We start from the raw sequence: 19,974 nt of genomic DNA, 5'->3' as shown, positions 1-19,974 counted from the left end.
GGGAGACCGCAGGTCAGCCCCGGGCCACCCAGCCGCGCTCGTAGGCGTGCCAGCCCAGTTGCAGCCGGGTCGTCACGCCCGTCAGCTCCATCAGGCGCTTGACCCGGCGCTGCACCGTCCGAAGGCCCAGGTCGAGCTGTTTGGCCACGCTCGCGTCGGTCAGCCCCGCCAGGAGCAGGGAGAGGATCTCCAGGTCGGCGGTGTCCGGCCCGTCCGGCTCCTGCTCCAGCACGCCCCGGCTGCCCAGCCGCAGCGGCAGCGCGTCCCGCCACACCGACTCGAACAGTCCCGACAGCAGCTCCAGGAGTCCGCTCGCGTGGACGACCAGCGCGGCCGGTTCCGCCGTGTGCGAGGTGAGCGGGACCATCGCGAGCGCCCGGTCGGCGATCACCAGCTTCGTCGGCACCCGGTCCACCACCCGGACCTGTTCGTCGCGGCCGAGCGCGGCGGACAGCTCGGTGATACCGGTGGGCTGGTCGAGCACGGCCCGCTCGACGACCACGCGATAGCCCACTCCGCGGCCCGCGGCCTGTTCCTCGGCGTCGTTGTCCGTGCCGGAGACCACCATCGGGGTGCCGGTGACCAGCGCGCACACCTCGTCGCTCGCGCCCAGCTGGAGCTGGAGGAAACGCTGCGAGACGGCCGCGGCGCCGGTCACCACCTCGACCAGGTCGTGGACGGCGGGCTCGCCCGCCGCGCCCCGGTACTCCTCGGCCAGCAGCGCGGCCGCCAGTTCCGCCTTCTCCAGTTCGTGGCGCTGCTGGGTGAGCAGCGCGCCGAGGGCGACCCCGGGCGGCGCCGCGACCCAGCGCCCCGGCCGCGCCGAGGACTGCGCGGCCAGACCGCTCAGCTCCAGCCGGCGCAGGGCGCGCTCCGTCTCGTGCTCGCCGAGCGTGAGTCTGCGCGCGAGATCGGGTACCTCGGCGGCGCCCACGGACACCAGCGCGCGGTACGCCGACTCGTGGGTCTCGTCCAGACCTATCGCTCCCAGCATGCGGCGACGTCCCTCCCGTGGCTGCGTTCCGTCCGGGCGGCCGAACCGTGGCGGAAACCGGCCACGGCGCAAACCCGCCCTGGCACATCATCGCCGTACCCCCCGCCCCTCTGACAAGCTCACGTCACCGAGGTGCCAACCGGCGTCCGCGATCCGCCGGTTGGATCCGGCCGCGGGGAAGCGGCTGTGCGCGAGTGTCGAACGTGGCCATTCCAGCGGCCACTTGACCCTGTGGACCGTGATCCGGGGCCGTGCGGCGGGTCGTTCGCGCCAGGCGAGGGCCCCCGGTCGCCCAGGCGCCGCCGGGCGGGTCTCCCGTGGGGGGTGGGCCCGCCCGGCGGTCGGTCGGCCGGGCTCCCCGGTCCGCATCCCTGTTCGACGGCCCGTTCGGCAGGGCGTTCGACGGCACGCACCTTGGCCGGTTTTTCCGGATGCCCCGTTTTCAACCGGCTCTCTCGGTGGACAATCGGGGGCATGAGCCAGCAGGGGGAGAAGCCCACCGGTCACGAGGACGACTGGTGGCGGCAGTTGTACGACGACTCCACCGAGGACACGGGGCCCGCGGCCGTGGCCGATTCCCTCGACGACCGGTTCGCGTCGGCGTCCGGGACCCTCGGGGACGGTCTCGACGGCCCCGAAGCGGGGGCGGGCGGCCGGCCCGCACCGGAGCGTGCCTCAGGGCCCGGAGCCCGGCCCCCGTCGGCGCGGCGGCCGCGGCCCGGTGCCGGATCCGCGCCGGAGCCGCCACCGCTCCCGGAGCAGAGGCCGACCCCACCCACCTCCGAACGAACGCCCGCGTCCGAGCGAGGACCCGAGTCCGGGCGGGGGGCCGCGTCCGAGCCGTGGCCCGGGTCCGGGCGAGGCTCTGCGTCCGAGCAGTGGCCAGGCGCTGACCGGGGTTCCGCGTCTGACCTGGGTTCGGCGTCGAGGCGGAGTTCCGGCTCTGGGGGTTCTGCGTCCGAGCCATGGCCGGGGGCTGAGCGGGGTTCCGCGTCTGACCTGGGTTCGGCGTCGAGGCGGAGTTCCGGCTCTGACCGGGGTTCTGCGTCCGAGCCGCGGCCAGGGGCTGAGCGGGGGTCAGCGTCTGACCAGGGTTCCGCGTCGAGGCGGGGCTCTGGGTCCGAGCGGGGTTCCGCGTCCGAGCCGTGGCCTTCGGTGGCGGGTGGCTCGGGGGCCGGGGCCGATCCGAGGTCCGGGGTGGACCCGGCGTCCGCCCCCGGGCACGCGGAGGCCCGGAGGCCCGGCGCACCCGGGTCCGACGGTCCGCCGCGCCCCGAACGGCCTCCCGCCGCACCGGAAACGGCGCCTTCCGGGCGGGGAGCGCAAGCGCCGCCCCCGCCGACCGGGCCTCCCGCCGGACCGGCCGGGTATCAGGCCGACGGCACGCCGGCCGACGAGCCGGCGTCCCGGCCGGGCCGCTGGGAGCGGGGCCCTGTGCGGGGAGCCGCCGCGGACGCGGGTCCGCCCGGCCGTGAGGCGCCCGCGTCCGAACCCGCGTCCTGGGAGCCCACCCCGTGGGAGCCCACGCCCTGGGAGCCCCCGTCCTGGGAACTCCCGGCCCCCGGCCGCGCCCAGGCCGCCCCTCCGGCGTCAGCGCCCCCCGGTCCGGCACCGGCCCTGCCGCCCGGCCCGAAGCCGCCGGGGTTCACTCCGCAGGAGCCCGGCCCGGACGCGTCCCGGGACACCGGGAACGACACGTCCGCAGACCGGCCCGTGCCCGGGGCGAGGACGCCGTCCGACGTCCCGCCGAAACCCGCTTCGGCTCCCGCCGGACCCACGAGCGCCACGCCCGCCGGACCCACCGGCACCGGACCCCGCAGGCCCGCTTCCCCCGTACCCCTGAGCGCCGCGCCCCCCGTACAGCCGAGCGGCGCCGGTTCCCCCGTGCCGTCGGGCGCCGTAACCCCCGTACCCCTCGCGGAAGCCCTGCCGAGTACCACCGGGGGGTTCCATACGCCTCCGACCGTGGTGGAACCCGAGGATCCGGCCGGCGGCGGGGAGCGGGAGGCGGTGCTGTCCGTCGTCGAGCCGCCGCCCCCGGCCGCGCACGTCGGGTCGGGACCGCCCACCTATCACTCCGAACCGACCGCGCTGCCTTCCGTCGAGCCCGACGAACTCGGCGACCTGGTCGCCGACACCGTGCTGGACGGCGCGCGGTACGGGACGAGCACGCTGCGGGCCGTGTCCGTGCGCGGGGACTCCGCCCGCTACCGGGGCGAACCGCGCCGGGACGCACTGCTCACCGCCCGGTTCGGGACGGGCGAGGGGGCGCTCGTCCTGGTCGCGATGGCGACCGGCGCACGCGCCACCTCCGGTGCGCACCGGGCCGCGGCGGAGGCCTGCCGGTGGATCGGCCAGGCGGTCGGGCGCAGCCACGAACGGCTCGCGGACGACATCAGGGCCGCCCGCCGCGGCGAGCTGAAGTCGGGACTGCACCGCCTGACCGACCGCAGCCTCGGCAAGCTGCGGGCGAGCGCCGCCGAGCAGGGCGTCGATCCCGAGGAGTACACCGCGGGCCTGCGCTGTCTGCTGCTGCCGGCCGATCCCCAGTGCCGTACCCGGGTGTTCTTCGGCGTCGGCGCGGGCGGTCTGTTCCGGCTCCGCGACGGCGAGTGGCAGGACATCGAACCGCGGGTCGCCGCCACGACGGGGGAGGCCGTCGTCGGCTTCGGATCACCGCCCCACGAGACCCCCGAAGGCGACCGGCTCACCATGGACCTGGGCATCACGACACCGCCGAGCCCGTACGAACCCGCTCCCCGGCCGCCGCACGCGTCCTTCCGGTTCCGCGCCTCCGTAGCCCGCCCGGGTGACACGCTCCTGCTGTGCACGGGCGGCCTCGCGGAGCCGCTGCGCGGCGAACCCGAACTGTCCGACTATCTGACGACCCGGTGGTCGGCGGGGGAGCCGCCCGGTCTCGCCACGTTCCTGGCGGACGCCTCGGTGCGGGTCAAGGGGTACGCGGACGACCGGACGGCCGCCGCCGTGTGGGAGGCGTAACCGCGCGCCGTGTGAATTCATGGAACCCAGGGACGAGACCGGCGACCGGGGGACCCGCCGGGCCCGAGGGCTCCGAGGATCACGAAGAGGTGGGTGCGGCATGGCCAAGCAGAACGTCGCCGAGCAGTTCGTCGACATCCTCGTGCGCGCGGGCGTCGAGCGGCTGTACGGGGTCGTGGGCGACAGTCTCAACCCGGTGGTGGACGCGATCCGGCGCAACGCGGCCATCGACTGGATCCAGGTCCGCCACGAGGAGACGGCAGCGTTCGCCGCGGGCGCCGAGGCCCAGATCACGGGCAGGCTCGCGGCCTGCGCCGGCTCCTGCGGACCGGGCAACCTCCACCTGATCAACGGCCTGTACGACGCGCACCGCTCCATGGCTCCGGTGCTGGCCCTCGCCTCGCAGATCCCCTCCGGCGAGATCGGCCTCGGCTACTTCCAGGAGACCCATCCCGACCAGCTCTTCCGTGAGTGCAGTCACTACAGCGAACTCATCTCCAGTCCGAAGCAGATGCCGCGGCTGCTCCAGACCGCCATCCAGCACGCGGTGGGCCGCTCCGGTGTCAGCGTGGTGTCGCTGCCCGGTGACATCGCCTCCGAGCCCGCCCCTGACAAGCCCGTCGAGACCGCCCTCGTGACCTCACGGCCGACCGTACGGCCGGGCGACGCCGAGATCGAGAAGCTCGTCGCGATGATCGACGAGGCGGAGAAGGTCACCCTGTTCTGCGGCAGCGGCACGGCGGGCGCGCACGCCGAGGTCATGCAGTTCGCCGAGAAGATCAAGTCCCCGGTGGGACACGCGCTGCGCGGCAAGGAATGGATTCAGTACGACAATCCTTTCGACGTCGGGATGAGCGGGCTCCTCGGCTACGGCGCCGCCTACGAGGCCACCCACGAGTGCGACCTGCTCATCCTGCTGGGCACCGACTTCCCGTACAACGCCTTCCTGCCCGACGACGTCAAGATCGTCCAGGTGGATGTGCGTCCCGAGCACCTGGGGCGCAGGTCGAAGCTGGATCTGGCCGTGTGGGGCGACGTGCGGGAGACGCTGCGCTGTCTGATCCCGAGGGTGCGGCCGAAGGGGAACAGGCGATTTCTCGACAAAATGCTGAAGAAACACGCGGACGCCCTCGAAGGGGTGGTCAAGGCGTACACCCGCAAGGTCGACCGGCACGTCCCGATCCACCCCGAGTACGTCGCCTCGGTGCTCGACGAACTCGCGGCCGAGGACGCGGTGTTCACGGTCGACACCGGGATGTGCAACGTCTGGGCGGCCCGGTACATCTCGCCCAACGGCAGCCGCCGGGTGATCGGTTCGTTCTCGCACGGGTCGATGGCGAACGCGCTGCCGATGGCGATCGGCGCCCAGTTCACCGACCGGAGGCGCCAGGTCGTGTCGATGTCCGGCGACGGCGGATTCTCCATGCTGATGGGCGACTTCCTCACCCTCGTGCAGTACGACCTGCCGGTGAAGGTCGTGCTCTTCAACAACTCCTCCTTGAGCATGGTCGAGTTGGAGATGCTGGTCGCCGGTCTGCCCTCGTACGGCACCACCAACAAGAACCCCGACTTCGCCGCGGTCGCCCGTGCCTGCGGGGCGTTCGGTGTCCGGGTCGAGAAGCCCAAGCATCTCGCCGGAGCCCTGAAGGACGCGTTCCGGCACAAGGGTCCGGCCCTCGTCGACGTCGTCACCGACCCGAACGCGCTCTCCATCCCGCCGAAGATCAGCGCGGACATGGTGACGGGCTTCGCGCTCTCGGCGTCGAAGATCGTGCTGGACGGCGGTGTCGGCCGGATGGTGCAGCTGGCCCGCTCCAACCTGCGCAACGTGCCCCGCCCGTGAGGTCCGTCCGGGCGGGGCGCGTTCGGCTCAGCTCGCCTCGGGGACCCAGGCGCCGTTCGTGTACCAGTAGCGCGGCAGGCCCTTGATGCCGCTCGTGCGGAACGGCCGGCCGTGGTCGTCGATCCGTACGGTGCCGGTGCGGCCCTGCGAGGACCAGTCGAGCTCCAGGACCCAGCTGCAGTCGCAGTCCTCGGTCTGCGCGTCGACCGTCAGCACCTCGGGATCCGCCGCGGACACCCGGTAGGGCAGGTGCCTGGCGGGGGTCGTCGTCCCGCCCTCGTAGTTCGCGACCGGACGGGCGATCGGCCGGTCGACGTCCAGGTCGACCTTGAACGAGCCGGGGGCGAGGTCGCCGCCGCAGCCCTGGCCCGTGAAGTAGTCCGTACCCTTCAGCGGGGCCGAACGGCCGACGACACGGACCCGCAGCGCCTCCAGGACGACGGCCGTGTCCGTCCGCCCCTGCACGGAGATGTCCATCAGTGTCTGGCCGCCGTGCACCGCGTTCTGTGTCCGCGCCCAGGGGGCGGCGTCCTGCGGGGCCGGGGGCGGCGGCACCTGGTCGGGTGCCTTGTCGATGACGTAGTCGTGATCGCAACCGGTCGCCCAGAGCTGGGAGTTCACGGTCCAGGCGATGGGGGTGCCGGCGGAGCCGGCCCCGGGGGAGGGGCTCGCGGTCGCGCCGGACGAGGCCCCGTCGCCGCCGGACGTGTCCGGGGCCGGGGTACCCGTCTTCCGGCCGTGCGGGGCCGAGGGGGAGGCGGAGGGTGTCGCCGACCCGCGCCGGGCACCGCCCGCCCGTGCGCCGGACACCCGGTCACCCGCGTCGTCCGTGTGGCCCGCACCGCCCGTGGAGTGTCCGGACGGCAGCGTGGACAGACCGCCCAGCGTGGCGAGCAGCGCGGTCACGACCACCGCGGCGACGACCGCGCGCCGCCGGTACCAGGGCGTGGATCCGGGCCCAGGGGAAGGGACTTCGGACTCGGTGGCCGGCGGGGGTTCGGCGGGCCCGGGTTCGGCGGGGGCTTCGGCCGCGGTGACGGCTTCGGGCGCGTCGACGGCCACGGGTTCGTGGTCGGTGACCGGCGGGCGCGCGGTGGCGGGTTCGCGCTCGGGGACCGGGGCGGGCCCGGTGGCCGGGGCGGGTTCGACGGTGGCTTCGGGGGCCGCGGCCGGTGTCGGGCGGGGCCTCTGGCGGGCCGCCACCGCGAGGATCCACAGGCGGTGGAGTTCGACCCGTTCGGCCGGGCTCGCCCCGCACATCGCGGCGAAGCGTTCCACGGGCGCGAACCCGAGCGGCACGGCCTCCCCGGAGCAATACCGGTGCAGCGTCGAGGCGTTCATGTCGAGACGGCGGGCGAGGGCGGCGTAACTCCGGTCGGTGCGCCCCTTCAAACGGCGCAGCAGCGCCGCGAATTCCTCGACGTCGTCCTCGGATGGCACCGGCTTCCCTCACTTCCCGTCCCAGGACGGCATCCCAGGCACTCCCCATAAAGAGAGGTCAACGGGGCTGGGACGGTTCCACCCTTGCGGATGGGCCGCCGTCCGTTGTGCCCGGACCGGGGGACCCCGGAAGCTCCTGGTGTCGCCGAAAGCGGCGGCACGACGCACTCCGCACCGACCGAAATCGGGGAAACACACGCATGAACAGCAACACGACCACCCGCAAGCACGTCCGCCGCACCGCGATCGTCGCCGGCCTCGTCGCCGCCGTGGCCCTGCCGCTCGGGCTCACCGCGTCGGCACAGGCGACCCCGGTGAAGACGGTCGCGGCCTCCGCCGCGCAGCGGACGGTCACCGGCCGGCTGTCGGACAACCTGACCCTGGTCGCCGACTTCTACGGCGCCTACATCGACGCCCACACCGACTCGCCCAACGGCCGGCTGGCCACGGACCTGCGCACGTTCTACATCGGGTCCGGCTACCGCCGTCAGCTGGCGGCGTGGGAGGACCGCAACCACGCGGACGGCGTCCTGCGCGCCCAGAACATCCCGGTGCAGTGGACGGTCAAGGACCTGGGCGCCGCCGGGCACGCGAAGATCGGCGTCACCCTGACCTGGAGCGCCGGCCGGTCCACCCGGCTCGTCGTCGGCCTGGACCGCCACCACAAGATCGTCCGCATCGACGGCAACTGAGCGGCGCCGAGTCCCCGGGGCGGATGCGCCCTAGCGGGCAGGTCGCAGGCGCAGGGTCAGGATCTGGAACGGCCGCAGCTCGATCTCCGGCGGAGCCTCGTGCAGCGGCCGTTCCAGCAGGTCCGTCACCTCGGCCCGGGCCACCGGGAACCCGGCGGTCAGCCGTGCGCGGGCCCGGCCGCCCCGTGACTCGTACAGGCGCACCACCACATCGCCGCCCCGGTCCTCCGCGAGCTTGACCGACTCGACGGTGACCGCCGGGTCGTCGACGCTCACCAGGGGACCGAGCGCCGGCACCGCGGCCCGCCGCAGCGGCAGATTGAGGGCCAGCCCTTCCGCCACGGCGTCCCCCACCCCGGCCCCGGGCAGCAGCGCGTAGGTGAACCTGTGCGTGCCGAGATCGGTCTCCGGGTCCGGGCTGTGCGGGGCGCGCAGCAGGGTCAGCCGTACGGTGGTGCCGAGGCCGTCGGCGTGCGGCGTGCGGGTCACGTCGTGGCCGTACGTCGAGTCGTTGAGCACCGCGACGCCGTACGACTCCTCGGCGACCCGCAGCCAGCGGTGGGCGCAGATCTCGAAGCGGGCCGCGTCCCAGCCGGTGTTGACGTGGGTGGGACGGTGGACGTGCCCGAACTGGATCTCGGCGGCCGACCGTTCGGCCTGGACGTCCAGCGGGAAGGCGGCCTTGAGGACCTTCTCCGACTCCCGCCAGTCGACGTCGGTCACGATGTCCACCCGGCGGCTCGCGGCCGTCAGCCGGATCTCCTGGACGATCCGGGAGGAGCCGAAGGCCCGGGTGACGCGCACGGTGGCCCGAAGCGGGCCGCTCTCCACCAGCTCCACGGACTCGGCCTCCGTCAGGTCCGTGTGCGTGCGCCGGTAGTGCCGGTCGATGTCCCAGGCGTCCCAGGCGTTGGGATGGTCGGGATGGAGCTGGAGCAGATTGCCGGGACCGCACAGCACCTCCCGGCCGTGCGCGAGATCCCGTACGGAGGCCAGCAGTCCGTCGGCGTCGATCCGTACCCGCAGCCGGTCGTTCTCCAGGACCACGGCGCCGTCGCGCTCCTCGGCCCGCACGGTGGCCGCGGGCCCGGCGGCCAGCGCGGCTGTGCCCAGACCCGGGACCGTCACCAGCGTGTCCCCGACCGCCTCGGTCCGCTCGTAGGGCGAGGAGTTGAGCACCGCGGGCGCGCCGGAGCCCAGGGCCCGTACCGCCTCCGCCGTGATCTCCTCCAGTTCCGCGAGGACCCGCGCGTAGGTCGCGCGTGCCTCCCGGTGCACCCAGGCGATCGAGGAGCCGGGCAGGATGTCGTGGAACTGGTGCAGCAGCACCGTCTTCCAGATCCGGTCCAGCGCGTCGTACGGGTAGGAGTACGACGGATCGCGCACGGCGGCCGTGGCGCACCACAACTCGGCCTCGCGCAGCGCGTGTTCACTGCGGCGGTTGCCCTGCTTGGTCTTGGCCTGGGTGGTGTAGGTGGCCCGGTGCAGCTCCAGGTACAGCTCGCCCGACCACACCGGCGCCCGGGCCCCGTACTCCTCCTCGGCGGCGGCGAAGAACGCCTCCGGCTTCTCGATCCGGACCGCGGGCGAGCCCTCCAGGGAGCGCAGCCTGCGGGCCTTCTCCAGCATCTCGCGGGTCGGGCCGCCTCCTCCGTCGCCCCAGCCGAACGGGACGAGCGAGCGGGTGGCCAGACCCTTCTCCGCGAAGTTGCGTTCCGCGTGGGCGAGTTCACGGCCGTGGAACTGGGAGTTGTAGGTGTCCACGGGAGGGAAGTGGGTGAAGACGCGGGTGCCGTCGATGCCCTCCCACCAGAAGGTGTGGTGGGGCATCCTGTTGCTCTGGTTCCAGCTCAGCTTCTGGGTGAGGAACCAGCGGACGCCGGCGAGCTTCGCCAGCTGCGGGAACGCGGCCGTGTAGCCGAAGGAGTCCGGCAGCCAGATCTCCTCGGTCTCGACGCCCAGTTCCTCCCGGAAGAACCGCTTGCCGTGCACGATCTGCCGGGCCAGCGCCTCGCCGCCGGGCATGTTGGCGTCCGACTCCACCCACATCGAGCCCACCGGCGCCCAATTGCCCTGCTCCACGGCCTTCTTGATGCGTTCCCAGATGTGCGGCTGGTGCTCCTTGACCCAGGCGTACTGCTGGGCCTGGGAGCAGGAGAAGACGAGCTCCGGATAGTCGAGGGCGAGCGCGGTGACGTTGGCGAAGGTGCGGGAGGCCTTGCGGACCGTCTCGCGCAGCGGCCACAGCCACGCCGAGTCGATGTGCGCGTGCCCGGTCGCCGAGACGCGGTGCGCGCTGGCCGACGCGGGCCGGGACAGCACCTCCGTCAGCTCGGCCCGTGCCGCCGCGGCCGTGCCGGACACGTCGTGCAGATCGAGGGCGTCGAGCATGCTTTCCAGGGCGCGCAGGATCTCGTGCCGTCGCGGCCGCTGCGCGTCCAGTTCGTACATCAGCTCCGAGAGGACCTCGATGTCGAGGACGAGATGCCACACCTCCTCGTCGAGTACGGCGAGATCGGCAGACGCGAATCGGTAGATCGGCCCATCGCCGGCGGTCAGCACGTCTCCCAGGCGCGTGGGCTCGAAGCCGTGCAGGACGGCGGGGTTCGCCGCCGCCTCCAGGAGCAGGGCGATCTCCTCGCCGCCATCCGCCGGGGCGCCGACCGTCAGGTGGCGGTTGCGCGGGTGGATGCCCTTGACGGGGATGCCCGAGGCGTCGTACAGCAGCCCCTCCGCCTGGAAGCCGGGTCCGTCCCCGGTGAACCCGGGGTCGATCACCGCTTCCACCGGACGGCCCGCCCACGCCTCGGGCACCCGGCCCTCGATGCGGAACCAGCTCGTCGACCAGGGCTTTCCCCAGGCGGTGCCGGTGGTGAAGGGCTCGTAGGCGGCCGTGAGGGCCTCCGCGACGGGTACCGGCTCGCCCGGCACGTGCCAGACGGAGAGCGTGAGCGGCACCCGTTCCCCGTACTGGGCGGGGCGCAGGAACTGCCGCAGGGCGCGCTCCAGCCGGGCCTCCACCAGCGAACGGTCGTCGTGCACGGCGGCTCCTCGGCGCTCGGACGGCTCTGTCGGATCCTTCACTTCCCCGTGCGGCCGTCGCGCACCCGTGTCCGTACGGCGACCGGCTGACGATTCGGCATGACTGTCACGATCCCGAAGAGGGCATGGATCCCGTGAACGTGTTCGAGCAGAGGGGACCCGACATCGGCACGCAGGCGGGGGTCATGAAACGGCAGGCACCAGGAGGTGGTCCCATGACCAAGGGGGCCTTCTCCACCGATCCAGTGGAGGAAGCGTCCGAGGGGGCGATGCAGGGACCGGGCGGCGCGCAGCTCAGGCGCCGGCTGGGCAAGGCGGATCTGAGGGCGGTGCCCGAGGCGCGCAGGGCGCTGAGGGAGCACTTACGGCACTGGGGGAAACCGGGAAGGGCCGAGACGGCGGAGCTCCTGACCAGCGAGCTCGTCACCAACGCGCTGATCCACACGGACGACGACGCCGTCCTGACGGCGACCATCGGACCGGGCGGACTGCGCGTGGAGGTCCGGGACTTCGTGGGGCGCAGGCCCAGACTGTGCGTACCGAACGCCGACGACGGTACGCACGGCAGGGGACTCGTCCTCGTCCAGTCCCTGGCGGACGCGTGGGGCGTACGGTCCCACGGCGTGGGCAAGGCGGTGTGGTTCGAACTGAACGGCGACGCGGTGTAGGCACACCACGTCGCCGCTGTCGTGTCACGGCCCGTCCGGAACACCGGACGGGCCGTCGGGCTGATACCGGAGCCGGACCCCCGCGGGGGCTCAGCCGAACTGCTGCTCCAGGTCCTTGAGCTTGCGCTCCAGCGAGTCGAGCCGGGGCAGGGCCATCGTGTCGTCCTCCGTGGTGAGGTCGACGGTGATCGGCTCAGTGCTCTTGCGGACGGGGGTGAGGGAGGGCCGCGATCGTACGGGCAGCTGCTCCGCGGTGGATATGGCAGGCTCCGTGGAGGCACCGGCGGGCGCGCGCTCCACGGTCGTGGTCTCCAGCTCCCGGGCGGCACCGCGCCCGGGGAAGCCGCGGTGACCCCGGCTCAGCGCCTTGAGGTGGGCACGCTCGACCCGCTCCTCGTTGCGGCGGCGCAGCCGGGTCTGCTCCTTCTGGCGCCGGTCCTCACGCACCTCGTCCACGGCCTCGTCCAGGGACCGGACGTTCTCCAGGAGCATCAGCGACCACGCGCTGTACGTCTCCCGGGGCGCGCGCAGCCAGCGGACGATCCGGATCTGCGGCAGCGGACGCGGCACCAGACCCTGCTCGCGCAGAGCGGCCCGGCGGGTCTGCTTCAGGGCCCGGTCGAACAGGACGGCGGCCGACAGGGACATGCCGGCGAAGAACTGCGGGGCCCCGGCGTGGTCGACGCCCCGGGGCGCGTGCACCCAGTTGAACCAGGCGGCGGCACCGGCGAAGGTCCACACGAGTATGCGGGAGCCGAGCGCCGCGTCACCGTGGCTGGCCTCGCGCACCGCGAGCACGGAGCAGAACATCGCCGCGCCGTCCAGGCCGAACGGGACGAGGTACTCCCAGCCGCCGGAGAGGCCGAGGTTCTGCTGGCCGAAGCCGACCAGGCCGTGGAAGGAGAGCGCCGCCGCGACGGCGGCACAGCAGAACAGCAGGACGTAGGAAGCCGTGCCGTAGACGGCCTCCTTGCGCCTGCGGCGCTCCTCGGTGCGCTCCCACGAGTCGTCGCTGCTCGCGCTGTCCCCGGACCGCTTGCCGCGTGCCAGCACCGCCACCGCCGCCAGCAGGCCCAGGAGCAGAACGGCGCCCGGAAGCAGCCAGTTCAGCGATATGTCGGTCAGTCTCATCGGGGGTCCCTTGCATGGGGAGAGGGCGTAACGCCCGCCATAGTGGCCCAATCACATCGGCCCTCAGGGGGTTTCGGGGCAAGAGGCCGCCAAGGAAGTGCAAGAAGGTGCGCAGGGCGACTTTCTGCTCGAACTGCCGCGCGAGGGACGGGAGTTGAGTACGAATAAGACTACCCATACGGATGGTTCCGCGGAGAGTTCCCGTGACAAGTGAGGAATTCGTGAAGCAGCTGTGATCTGACGCCGCCGTGCGCGTCTCAGCCCGCCGCGGCGGCCGTGAGCCGGGCGACGCGGTCCGCGTCGCAGGTGCGGGGGCAGGTGACGCAGGTGTCGGCCGGGCGCACGGTGTAGAAGAGGCAGCAGCTCACCCGGTCGCGGGTCGGCAGGGGTTCTCCGCCGGGTCCGGTCAGTTCGCGGAAGGCCGCCGAACCGGCGTACGGGAGGGTCGAGCCCGGCAGCAGCAGTTCCAGCTCGCGCGTCGCGCGCCGCTCCTCGCCGAACAGCTCGGCGACGTACCAGAGGCCCTCGACGATCTCGTCGGTCGCCATGCCCCACAGGGCGCGGCCGCGCCGGCGCATCCGCGGGCCGAATCCGCCGAGGACGGGTTCGAGGTGCTCGGCGACCGCGGCCCGCACCTCCGCGCGCAGCGCGTCCTCGTCCGGTACGACCCGGGCGCCGGGCAGGGCGGCGGCGGGGTCGTCGGGCAGACAGGCGAACGTGGTGACCCGGACGGCCATCCGGCCGAGCTCGCGATGGAATGTGACGTCCTCCACAGGGAGGCGCGGCCCCCGGCGCAGGAGGAACCACGGCACGGTGATCAGCAGACAGGCCGGCCACGCGTACCGGTGCAGTCCGAAGCCGGCCACGACGTCGGGCCGCGCCCGCTCGCCGTGGTCCCTGACCACCTGGGCCTCGTCCCAGGCGAGGAAGGCGTCGAGCTCCGGCCCGCCCTCGGCGAGCCGGGCGGCGGCCGCCCAACCCGCGCCCCGCGGCGCCGCTTCCGCCGCTCCCAGTTCCGTGACGCCCAGCCCGGGGAAGACCTCGCCGAGCCGCGCGTAGGCCTCCGCCACGGGTGACACGGCCGGCGGAGCGGCGGGTGACACGGTGGCCGGCGCGCCCGGGGCGACGGCATCGGCCGTGGGCGCGACGGCGCGTGCGGCGCGGGTGGCGTCCTCGGCGGGCAGGGTGGGAACGGACATGCGGAACCATCGCTTCACGATCGTTAGCAGGTAAGCCTTACCTTACCCCGCCGTCCGGGTGTTTGAACTGAGCCCATGTGCGCCTATCGTGCTTGACGGACGGGTAACAACCGCCCCCGTCGCCCCCGGCGATGACCCCGAGCAGCACCGACCCCAGCAGCGCCGACCCGGTGCCACCGACCCAGTACCGCCGACCCAGTACCGCCGATCCGGAGGAGGAACCGTGGAGCAGGCCGGTCCGCGCAGCGCGCACGTCCCCGCCGGGCCGTGGGTCCCGGACGCCCGCGCCGGTGTCCCGAGGGTCCCGCGGCAGGCGGGGCCCGTGGACGCGGGACGGGCCGGAACCGTGCCCGCAGGTGTGGTGGGCGATGGCCTCCTCCGCGGCCCGGGTGCGGGGCCGGACGGCGCCACCCCGGTGGCCCGGGCGTCGGCACGCGGCGAGCACACGCACAGCGAGGCCCCGATCCCGCTCCCGCGCACCGAGGGCCCGCGTCCCGCCGTGCGCACCGAGGACTCCCATCCCGCCGTACGCACCGAGGACTCCCGTCCCGCCGTACGCACCGAGGGCCAGCGTCCCGCCGTACGCACCGATGGTCCCCGCCCGGCCGCCGGCCCCGGTAGCGCCGGGAACCCCATGGCCCCGGGAGGTCCCGGGAACGCGCGTCCCGTGCACGCCGAGGCGGCCCGCCCCGCGCTGCGCGCGGAGGGCGCCCGGCCCGTCGTGCAGCGCGCCTCCGTGCGCGGGCAGATCCTCGACGCCCTGCGCACCGCGCTCGTCTCCGGTGAACTCGCCCCCGGCGAGGTGTACTCGGCGCCCGCGCTCGGCGACCGCTTCGGGGTGTCGGCGACGCCCGTCCGGGAGGCGATGCAGCAGCTCGCCCTGGAGGGCGCCGTCGAGGTCGTCCCCAACCGGGGCTTCCGCGTCATCGCGCGCGGCACCCGGGAACTGGCCGAACTGGCCGAGATCCGGGGCCTGATCGAGGTCCCGGTGATGCTCCGGCTCGCCCGTACCGTGCCCGCCGCCCGCTGGGCCGAGCTGCGCCCCCTCGCCGAGGCCACCGTGCGGGCCGCCACCTCGGGCTGCCGCGCGACCTACGCCGAGTCCGACCGGACCTTCCACCGGGCGGTGCTCGCCCTCGCCGGCAACGAGCAACTGGTGCGCATCGCCGACGATCTGCACCGCCGCGCCCAGTGGCCCCTCGTCGGCGGTCCCGTCTCCCGGGGCCGCGCCGACCTGGTGGCCGACGCGGCCGAACACACGGCCCTGCTGGACGCGTTGATCGCCGAGGACCTGACGGTCGTCCAGGAACTCGTACGGGAGCACTTCGCCGGGTCGTCCTGACCCACCGGGGCGGAGCGTCCGCCCCCGCGGCTCAGGCCGTCGCGGCGGGCGGGGACAACTGGTCCGCCAGCCAGAGGGGAACGCCGCCGAGCAGCCGGAACAGCCGTCCCGCCTCCGCCCGGAGCCGCGAGGCCTCCGGTTCGGTCTCGGCGTCGGCGAGCGAGGCCAGCGCCGGCGCCGTACCGACGAGATAGCCCAGCTCTTCCCGGATCCGCAGGGACTCGGCGAAGCCGTGCCGGGCCTCCGCCAACTCCCCCTCGCGCAGGGCGATCCCGGCGAGGTGCCGCCAGGTGAAGGACAGCAGCAGCGCGTCGTTCTGGGCGGTCGCTCCCGCGTGCGCCCTCCGGTACGCGGCACGGGCCGCCTGCGGGGCGTGCGCGAGGTTCTCCGCGAGCAGCCCGCGCCGGAAGTCCAGCAGGGCCCTGCCCGGCGCGCCCGGGGCGAGCAGAGCGGCGGCCCGGCCGAGCGCCGCACGCGCCTCGTCCGCCCGGTCGCGCACCCTCAACAGGGTTGCCGCGTAAGCGAGTTGGCCGCGCTCGCAGGCCGCGGCGCCGCGCTCGTCGTCGCTGTGCGCCAGCGCCTCGGCGGTGCGCAGCGCGTCCTCCGCCTCGGCCCAGCCCTGCTCGGTGTAGAGACAGCGTTCGACCAGCAGGGACGCTCTCTGCAGCGCCGGCCCCGCCGTGTGCGGCTGGATCAGCGCCGCCGCGTCGGCCCAGCAGGCACGCGAGCGCAGCCGCCATACCGCGGTCTGGAGTGGATCGTCCCCAGCAGTCGTTCCGGTACCAGACATGGCGGAATGCGCCACGTTGCCCTCCCCGAGCACACCATTGAGCTGTCGAGTGGTGGCATCTCAGCACGGATCACCGGGCCCGGCCAAGAGGGTGGGTGAAGGATTTCACAAAGTCATTGGTCCCGCGCGGGGCCGCCCGGGGCCCCGCGGGTCAGCTCATCCGCAGTGCCAGGAAGAAGTCCAACTTGTCTTCCAGGCGCGACAGATCACGACTCGTCAACTGCTCGATCCGCCCGACGCGGTAGCGCAGCGTGTTGACGTGCAGGTGCAGCCGGGCGGCGCAGCGCGTCCAGGAGCCGTCGCAGTCAAGGAACGCCTCCAGGGTCGGGATCAGCTCCGCGCGGTGCCGCCCGTCGTACTCGCGCAGCGGGTCGAGCAGCCGGGCCGTGAAGGCGCGGCGCACGTCGTCCGGGACGAACGGCAGCAGCAGGACGTGCGAGGCCAGTTCCTGGTGCCCGGCCGCGCAGACCCGTCCCGGGCGCGCGGCGGCGACCCGGCGGGCGTGCCTGGCCTCCTCCAGGGCGCCGCGCAGGCCCTCGGCCGAGTGGACGGCCGCGCTGACGCCGATGGTCAGCCGGCCGTCGCCGTTCAGACCGGCCGACAGCGGCTCCCGTACGGCCGCGAGCAGGGCGTCGGCGTGCAGCCCGGGCTCGGAGCCGTCCTCCTCGGCGGGAACAGCCGGAAGGGGTACGAGCGCGACGGCCTCGTCCCCCGTGTGGGCGACGGCGATCCGGTCGGAGTGCTCGGGTCCCGGGGACAGCGGGTCGACGAGGATCTCCTCCAGGAGCGCCTGGGCGACCGGGCCGCACTCGACCTCGCCGCCGTCCCACTCGACCCGCGCCACCACGACCTGCCAGTGCGGGGCGGCGCCCAGGCCCGGCAGCAGCACCGGCGCGGCGACCCGCAGCCGGGCCGCGATCTCGGCGGGCGCTGCCCCCGTCTGGACGAGTTCGAGGACCTCCTGGGCGAGCCGCCTGCGCACCGTGCGCGCCGCGTCCCGCCGCTCCCGCTCCACCGCGATCAACTGGGTGACGCCCTGGAGCAGGTCGAGCCGCTCCTCGGGCCAGTCCCCGGCGTCGGCCTCGACCGCGAGCAGCCAGTCGGAGAGCACCGTCTCGCGGACGTCCCGGAAGGCGCCCGTGGCCCGCCCGGGGGAGCGGACGGGGAAGAGCGAGTACGTCGCCTGGCCCACGGTCACCCGGTGCGGTCCCCGGCGCCCGGTGCGGGCCGCCGCGAGATGGGCGGCGGCCAGTTCGGCGCGGGTGCTCGCGGGCAGCGCGCCGCCCGCGAGCTTCGAGCCGGCGATGGCCCGTCCGGCGGGGGACAGGACCCATGCGCGCAGGTCGAGGTCGGTTCCGAGCAGGTCCAGGACCACGTCGGGGCCGCCGCCCGCCGGGCCCGAGGTCATCATCCGCCGGTGCCGCTCCACCACGGCGGCCAGATCACCGGCGCGTTCGCCGGACACCTGGCGCACGACGTGCTCGGTGATGGTGGCGAACGCGACGGACTCGTTCACGGCGAACAGCGGCAGCCGGTGCCGGGCGCAGGCCACGACCAGGTCGTCGGGGATGTCGCCGAGCTCGGCCTCGCCCGCGGCCAGGGCCGCGACCCCGGCGCCCGCGAGGATCCGGACGAAGGGCTCGGAGTCCTCGGCGTCGTGCCGCCAGGCGAGGCCGGTGAGGACCAGCTCGCCGCCCGAGAGATAGCGGCTCGGGTCCTTGAGGTCGGTGGTCATCACACCGCGTACGGTGCGGTCGAGCTCGTCCTCGCCGCCGAGCAGCCGCAGCCCCAGCGCGTCCGTCTCCAGCAGTGCGCGCAGCCGCATTCTCGTCGCCGCCGTTCCTTGTCTAGAAATCTACGATGGATTCGGTACGAGGTCCGTCGCCGTCCCCGGTTCCGCGGAGCGGGCCGCGGGTCCGGAACCCGGCGGCACCGGCCCCCGGGCCTTCCGCCGCCGGAGGGCCGTGTCCCCGCTCCCGGCAGGGCCGCGCCCGTTCCCACGGGACCGTGGCGCCGCCTCCGGAGGACCGGATCCCTGTTTCCGGAGGGCAGGAGTCCTGTTTCCGGAGGACCGGATCCCTGTTTCCGGAGGAAAGCGAAGAGGTTGCCGATGACCTCGGTTCATACGAATCTACAAGATGCGCGCGCTGGCCAGCGAACTCCTTCATGGTTTCGGTGACTGACCCCGGCGCGGGACCCGGCTGTCTACTGGCCCCACTCCGCTGTTGAGACCTCCATGAACGAGCCGGGGACGCCGCACCCGATCTGGCTTGATCACAACGTCCCACGACACGATTGAAGAGAGCCACTCATGGACTTCCTTCGCCCCGCCAGTTGGGAGGAGGCGCTCGCCGCCAAGGCCGAGCACCCCACCGCCGTGCCGATCGCGGGTGGCACCGATGTGATGGTCGAGATCAACTTCGATCACCGCAGGCCCGAGTACCTCCTCGACCTGAACCGCATCGGAGAGCTGAGCGAGTGGGAGGCCGGCGAGGGCAGCGTGCGCCTGGGCGCCTCCGTCCCGTACACCCGGATCATGGAGCACCTGCGCCGTGAGCTTCCCGGGCTGGCCCTCGCCTCCCACACCGTGGCCTCGCCGCAGATCCGCAACCGCGGCGGCGTCGGCGGCAACCTCGGCACCGCCTCCCCGGCCGGCGACGCCCACCCCGCCCTCCTCGCGGCCGGCGCCGAGGTCGAGGCCGAGTCGGTGCGCGGTTCGCGGCTGATCCCGATCGACGACTTCTACACCGGCGTGAAGCGCAACGCGCTCGCGCCCGACGAGCTGATCCGCGCCGTCCACGTCAAGAACGCGGACGGACCGCAGCAGTACTCCAAGGTCGGCACCCGCAACGCCATGGTGATCGCGGTGTGCGCCTTCGGACTGGCCCTGCACCCCGAGACCCGTACGGTCCGTACCGGGATCGGCTCGGCCGCGCCGACCCCGGTCCGCGCGAGGACGGCCGAGGAGTTCCTGAACGCGGCGCTGGAGGAGGGCGGCTTCTGGGACAACGGGAAGATCATCACCCCGTCGGTGGCCAAGCAGTTCGCCGCGCTGTGCTCCGCCGCCTGCAACCCGATCGACGACGTCCGCGGCACGGCGAGCTACCGCCGCCACGCCGTCGGTGTCATGGCCCGCCGCACCCTGATGTGGACCTGGGAGTCCTACCGCGGCACCGCCGCCCGCACGGAGGGAGTCGCGTAATGCGTGTCAGCTTCACGGTCAACGGCCGCCGGCAGGAGGCCGACGACGTCTGGGAGGGCGAGAGCCTCCTGTACGTCCTGCGCGAGCGCCTCGGCCTGCCCGGCTCCAAGAACGCCTGCGAGCAAGGCGAGTGCGGTTCCTGCACCGTCCGCCTGGACGGGGTGCCCGTCTGTTCCTGTCTGGTCGCCGCGGGCCAGGCCGAGGGACGCGAGGTCGTCACCGTCGAGGGACTGGCCGACTTCGCCAGGCAGCGCGCGGAACACGCCGGTTGTGCGGCGGGTGCGGGCAACACGTCCGGAGCGGCGGGCGTTTCGTTCGACGAGGCCCGGCTGGGGGCACCCCCGGGCGAAGCCTGGGGGAGGGGGGCCAAGGGCCAGGACTCGCAGACCGGCGAGGGCGCCGAACTCTCGCCCGTGCAGCAGGCGTTCATCGACGCCGGAGCCGTGCAGTGCGGCTTCTGCACCCCGGGTCTGCTGATCGCGGCGGACGAGATGCTGGAGCGCACCCCGAACCCGAGCGACGCGGACATCCGCGAGGCGCTCTCGGGCAACCTGTGCCGCTGCACCGGCTACGAGAAGATCATGGACGCGGTCCGCCTCGCGGCCGCCCGGCAGTCCGAGGCGGTCTGACC

14 protein-coding genes are annotated in these 19,974 nt (G+C 73.7%); 7 read left to right on the top strand and 7 right to left on the bottom strand.

The window, feature by feature from the left end:
* Positions 1-13 precede the first annotated feature (13 nt).
* Entirely contained in the window at positions 14-994 is a 981-nt protein-coding gene (locus ACFWI4_RS16220) for a helix-turn-helix transcriptional regulator (protein WP_387196112.1), read from the bottom strand.
* A 1,617-nt stretch (positions 995-2,611) separates the two neighbouring features.
* Between ACFWI4_RS16220 and ACFWI4_RS16215 the strand changes: the two genes are divergently transcribed.
* Positions 2,612-3,994, top strand: coding sequence for a protein phosphatase 2C domain-containing protein (locus ACFWI4_RS16215; protein ID WP_387196261.1), 1,383 nt, complete (start codon positions 2,612-2,614; stop codon positions 3,992-3,994).
* 100 nt (positions 3,995-4,094) lie between these two features.
* Positions 4,095-5,837, top strand: a complete 1,743-nt coding sequence (locus ACFWI4_RS16210) for a pyruvate dehydrogenase (protein ID WP_387196109.1) — start codon at positions 4,095-4,097, stop codon at positions 5,835-5,837.
* Between the two features lie 27 nt (positions 5,838-5,864).
* Here ACFWI4_RS16210 and ACFWI4_RS16205 read toward each other — a convergent pair whose 3' ends face one another.
* Positions 5,865-7,277, bottom strand: coding sequence for a helix-turn-helix domain-containing protein (locus tag ACFWI4_RS16205; RefSeq protein ID WP_387196106.1), 1,413 nt, complete (start codon positions 7,275-7,277; stop codon positions 5,865-5,867).
* A 200-nt stretch (positions 7,278-7,477) separates the two neighbouring features.
* Here ACFWI4_RS16205 and ACFWI4_RS16200 point away from each other — a divergent pair, with 200 nt between their 5' ends.
* Complete coding sequence (locus ACFWI4_RS16200) at positions 7,478-7,969, top strand: hypothetical protein (RefSeq protein WP_385394576.1); 492 nt, start codon at positions 7,478-7,480, stop codon at positions 7,967-7,969.
* Positions 7,970-7,999: 30 nt separating this feature from the next.
* On the opposite strand, the gene ACFWI4_RS16195 is transcribed toward ACFWI4_RS16200, so the two are convergent.
* Positions 8,000-11,011 (bottom strand): alpha-mannosidase, encoded by a 3,012-nt coding sequence (locus ACFWI4_RS16195; protein WP_387196103.1) that lies wholly within the window; start codon positions 11,009-11,011, stop codon positions 8,000-8,002.
* A 269-nt stretch (positions 11,012-11,280) separates the two neighbouring features.
* Between ACFWI4_RS16195 and ACFWI4_RS16190 the strand changes: the two genes are divergently transcribed.
* Entirely contained in the window at positions 11,281-11,679 is a 399-nt protein-coding gene (locus tag ACFWI4_RS16190; protein ID WP_387196257.1) for an ATP-binding protein, read from the top strand.
* 90 nt (positions 11,680-11,769) lie between these two features.
* Here ACFWI4_RS16190 and ACFWI4_RS16185 read toward each other — a convergent pair whose 3' ends face one another.
* Entirely contained in the window at positions 11,770-12,810 is a 1,041-nt protein-coding gene (locus ACFWI4_RS16185) for a DUF2637 domain-containing protein (protein WP_385394582.1), read from the bottom strand.
* Positions 12,811-13,067: 257 nt separating this feature from the next.
* On the bottom strand, positions 13,068-14,009 hold the full coding sequence (locus ACFWI4_RS16180) for a (2Fe-2S)-binding protein (protein ID WP_387196100.1): 942 nt from the start codon (positions 14,007-14,009) through the stop codon (positions 13,068-13,070).
* A 634-nt stretch (positions 14,010-14,643) separates the two neighbouring features.
* Here ACFWI4_RS16180 and ACFWI4_RS16175 point away from each other — a divergent pair.
* Positions 14,644-15,351: a GntR family transcriptional regulator gene (locus ACFWI4_RS16175; protein WP_387196254.1), complete on the top strand. Its 708-nt coding sequence runs from the start codon at positions 14,644-14,646 to the stop codon at positions 15,349-15,351.
* Positions 15,352-15,382: 31 nt separating this feature from the next.
* Here the strand turns inward: ACFWI4_RS16175 and ACFWI4_RS16170 are convergent, their stop codons facing one another.
* Together ACFWI4_RS16170 and ACFWI4_RS16165 are read right to left on the bottom strand one after the other, a co-directional pair.
* Entirely contained in the window at positions 15,383-16,156 is a 774-nt protein-coding gene (locus tag ACFWI4_RS16170; RefSeq protein WP_385394587.1) for a hypothetical protein, read from the bottom strand.
* 136 nt (positions 16,157-16,292) lie between these two features.
* On the bottom strand, positions 16,293-17,966 hold the full coding sequence (locus ACFWI4_RS16165; protein ID WP_387196097.1) for a PucR family transcriptional regulator: 1,674 nt from the start codon (positions 17,964-17,966) through the stop codon (positions 16,293-16,295).
* Between the two features lie 486 nt (positions 17,967-18,452).
* On the opposite strand from ACFWI4_RS16165, the gene ACFWI4_RS16160 reads away from it, so the two are divergent.
* Positions 18,453-19,343: an FAD binding domain-containing protein gene (locus ACFWI4_RS16160; RefSeq protein WP_385394592.1), complete on the top strand. Its 891-nt coding sequence runs from the start codon at positions 18,453-18,455 to the stop codon at positions 19,341-19,343.
* The gene (locus ACFWI4_RS16155; protein WP_387196094.1) at positions 19,343-19,972 is read left to right on the top strand and encodes a (2Fe-2S)-binding protein; all 630 of its coding nucleotides are present in this window, start codon (positions 19,343-19,345) and stop codon (positions 19,970-19,972) included. Before ACFWI4_RS16160 ends, ACFWI4_RS16155 begins: the two co-directional genes overlap by 1 nt.
* Positions 19,973-19,974: the final 2 nt, after the last annotated feature.

This window comes from Streptomyces sp. NPDC127038 (assembly GCF_042725875.1).
Classification (GTDB): domain Bacteria; phylum Actinomycetota; class Actinomycetes; order Streptomycetales; family Streptomycetaceae; genus Streptomyces.
This window is presented reverse-complemented; position numbering and strand designations above follow the sequence as displayed.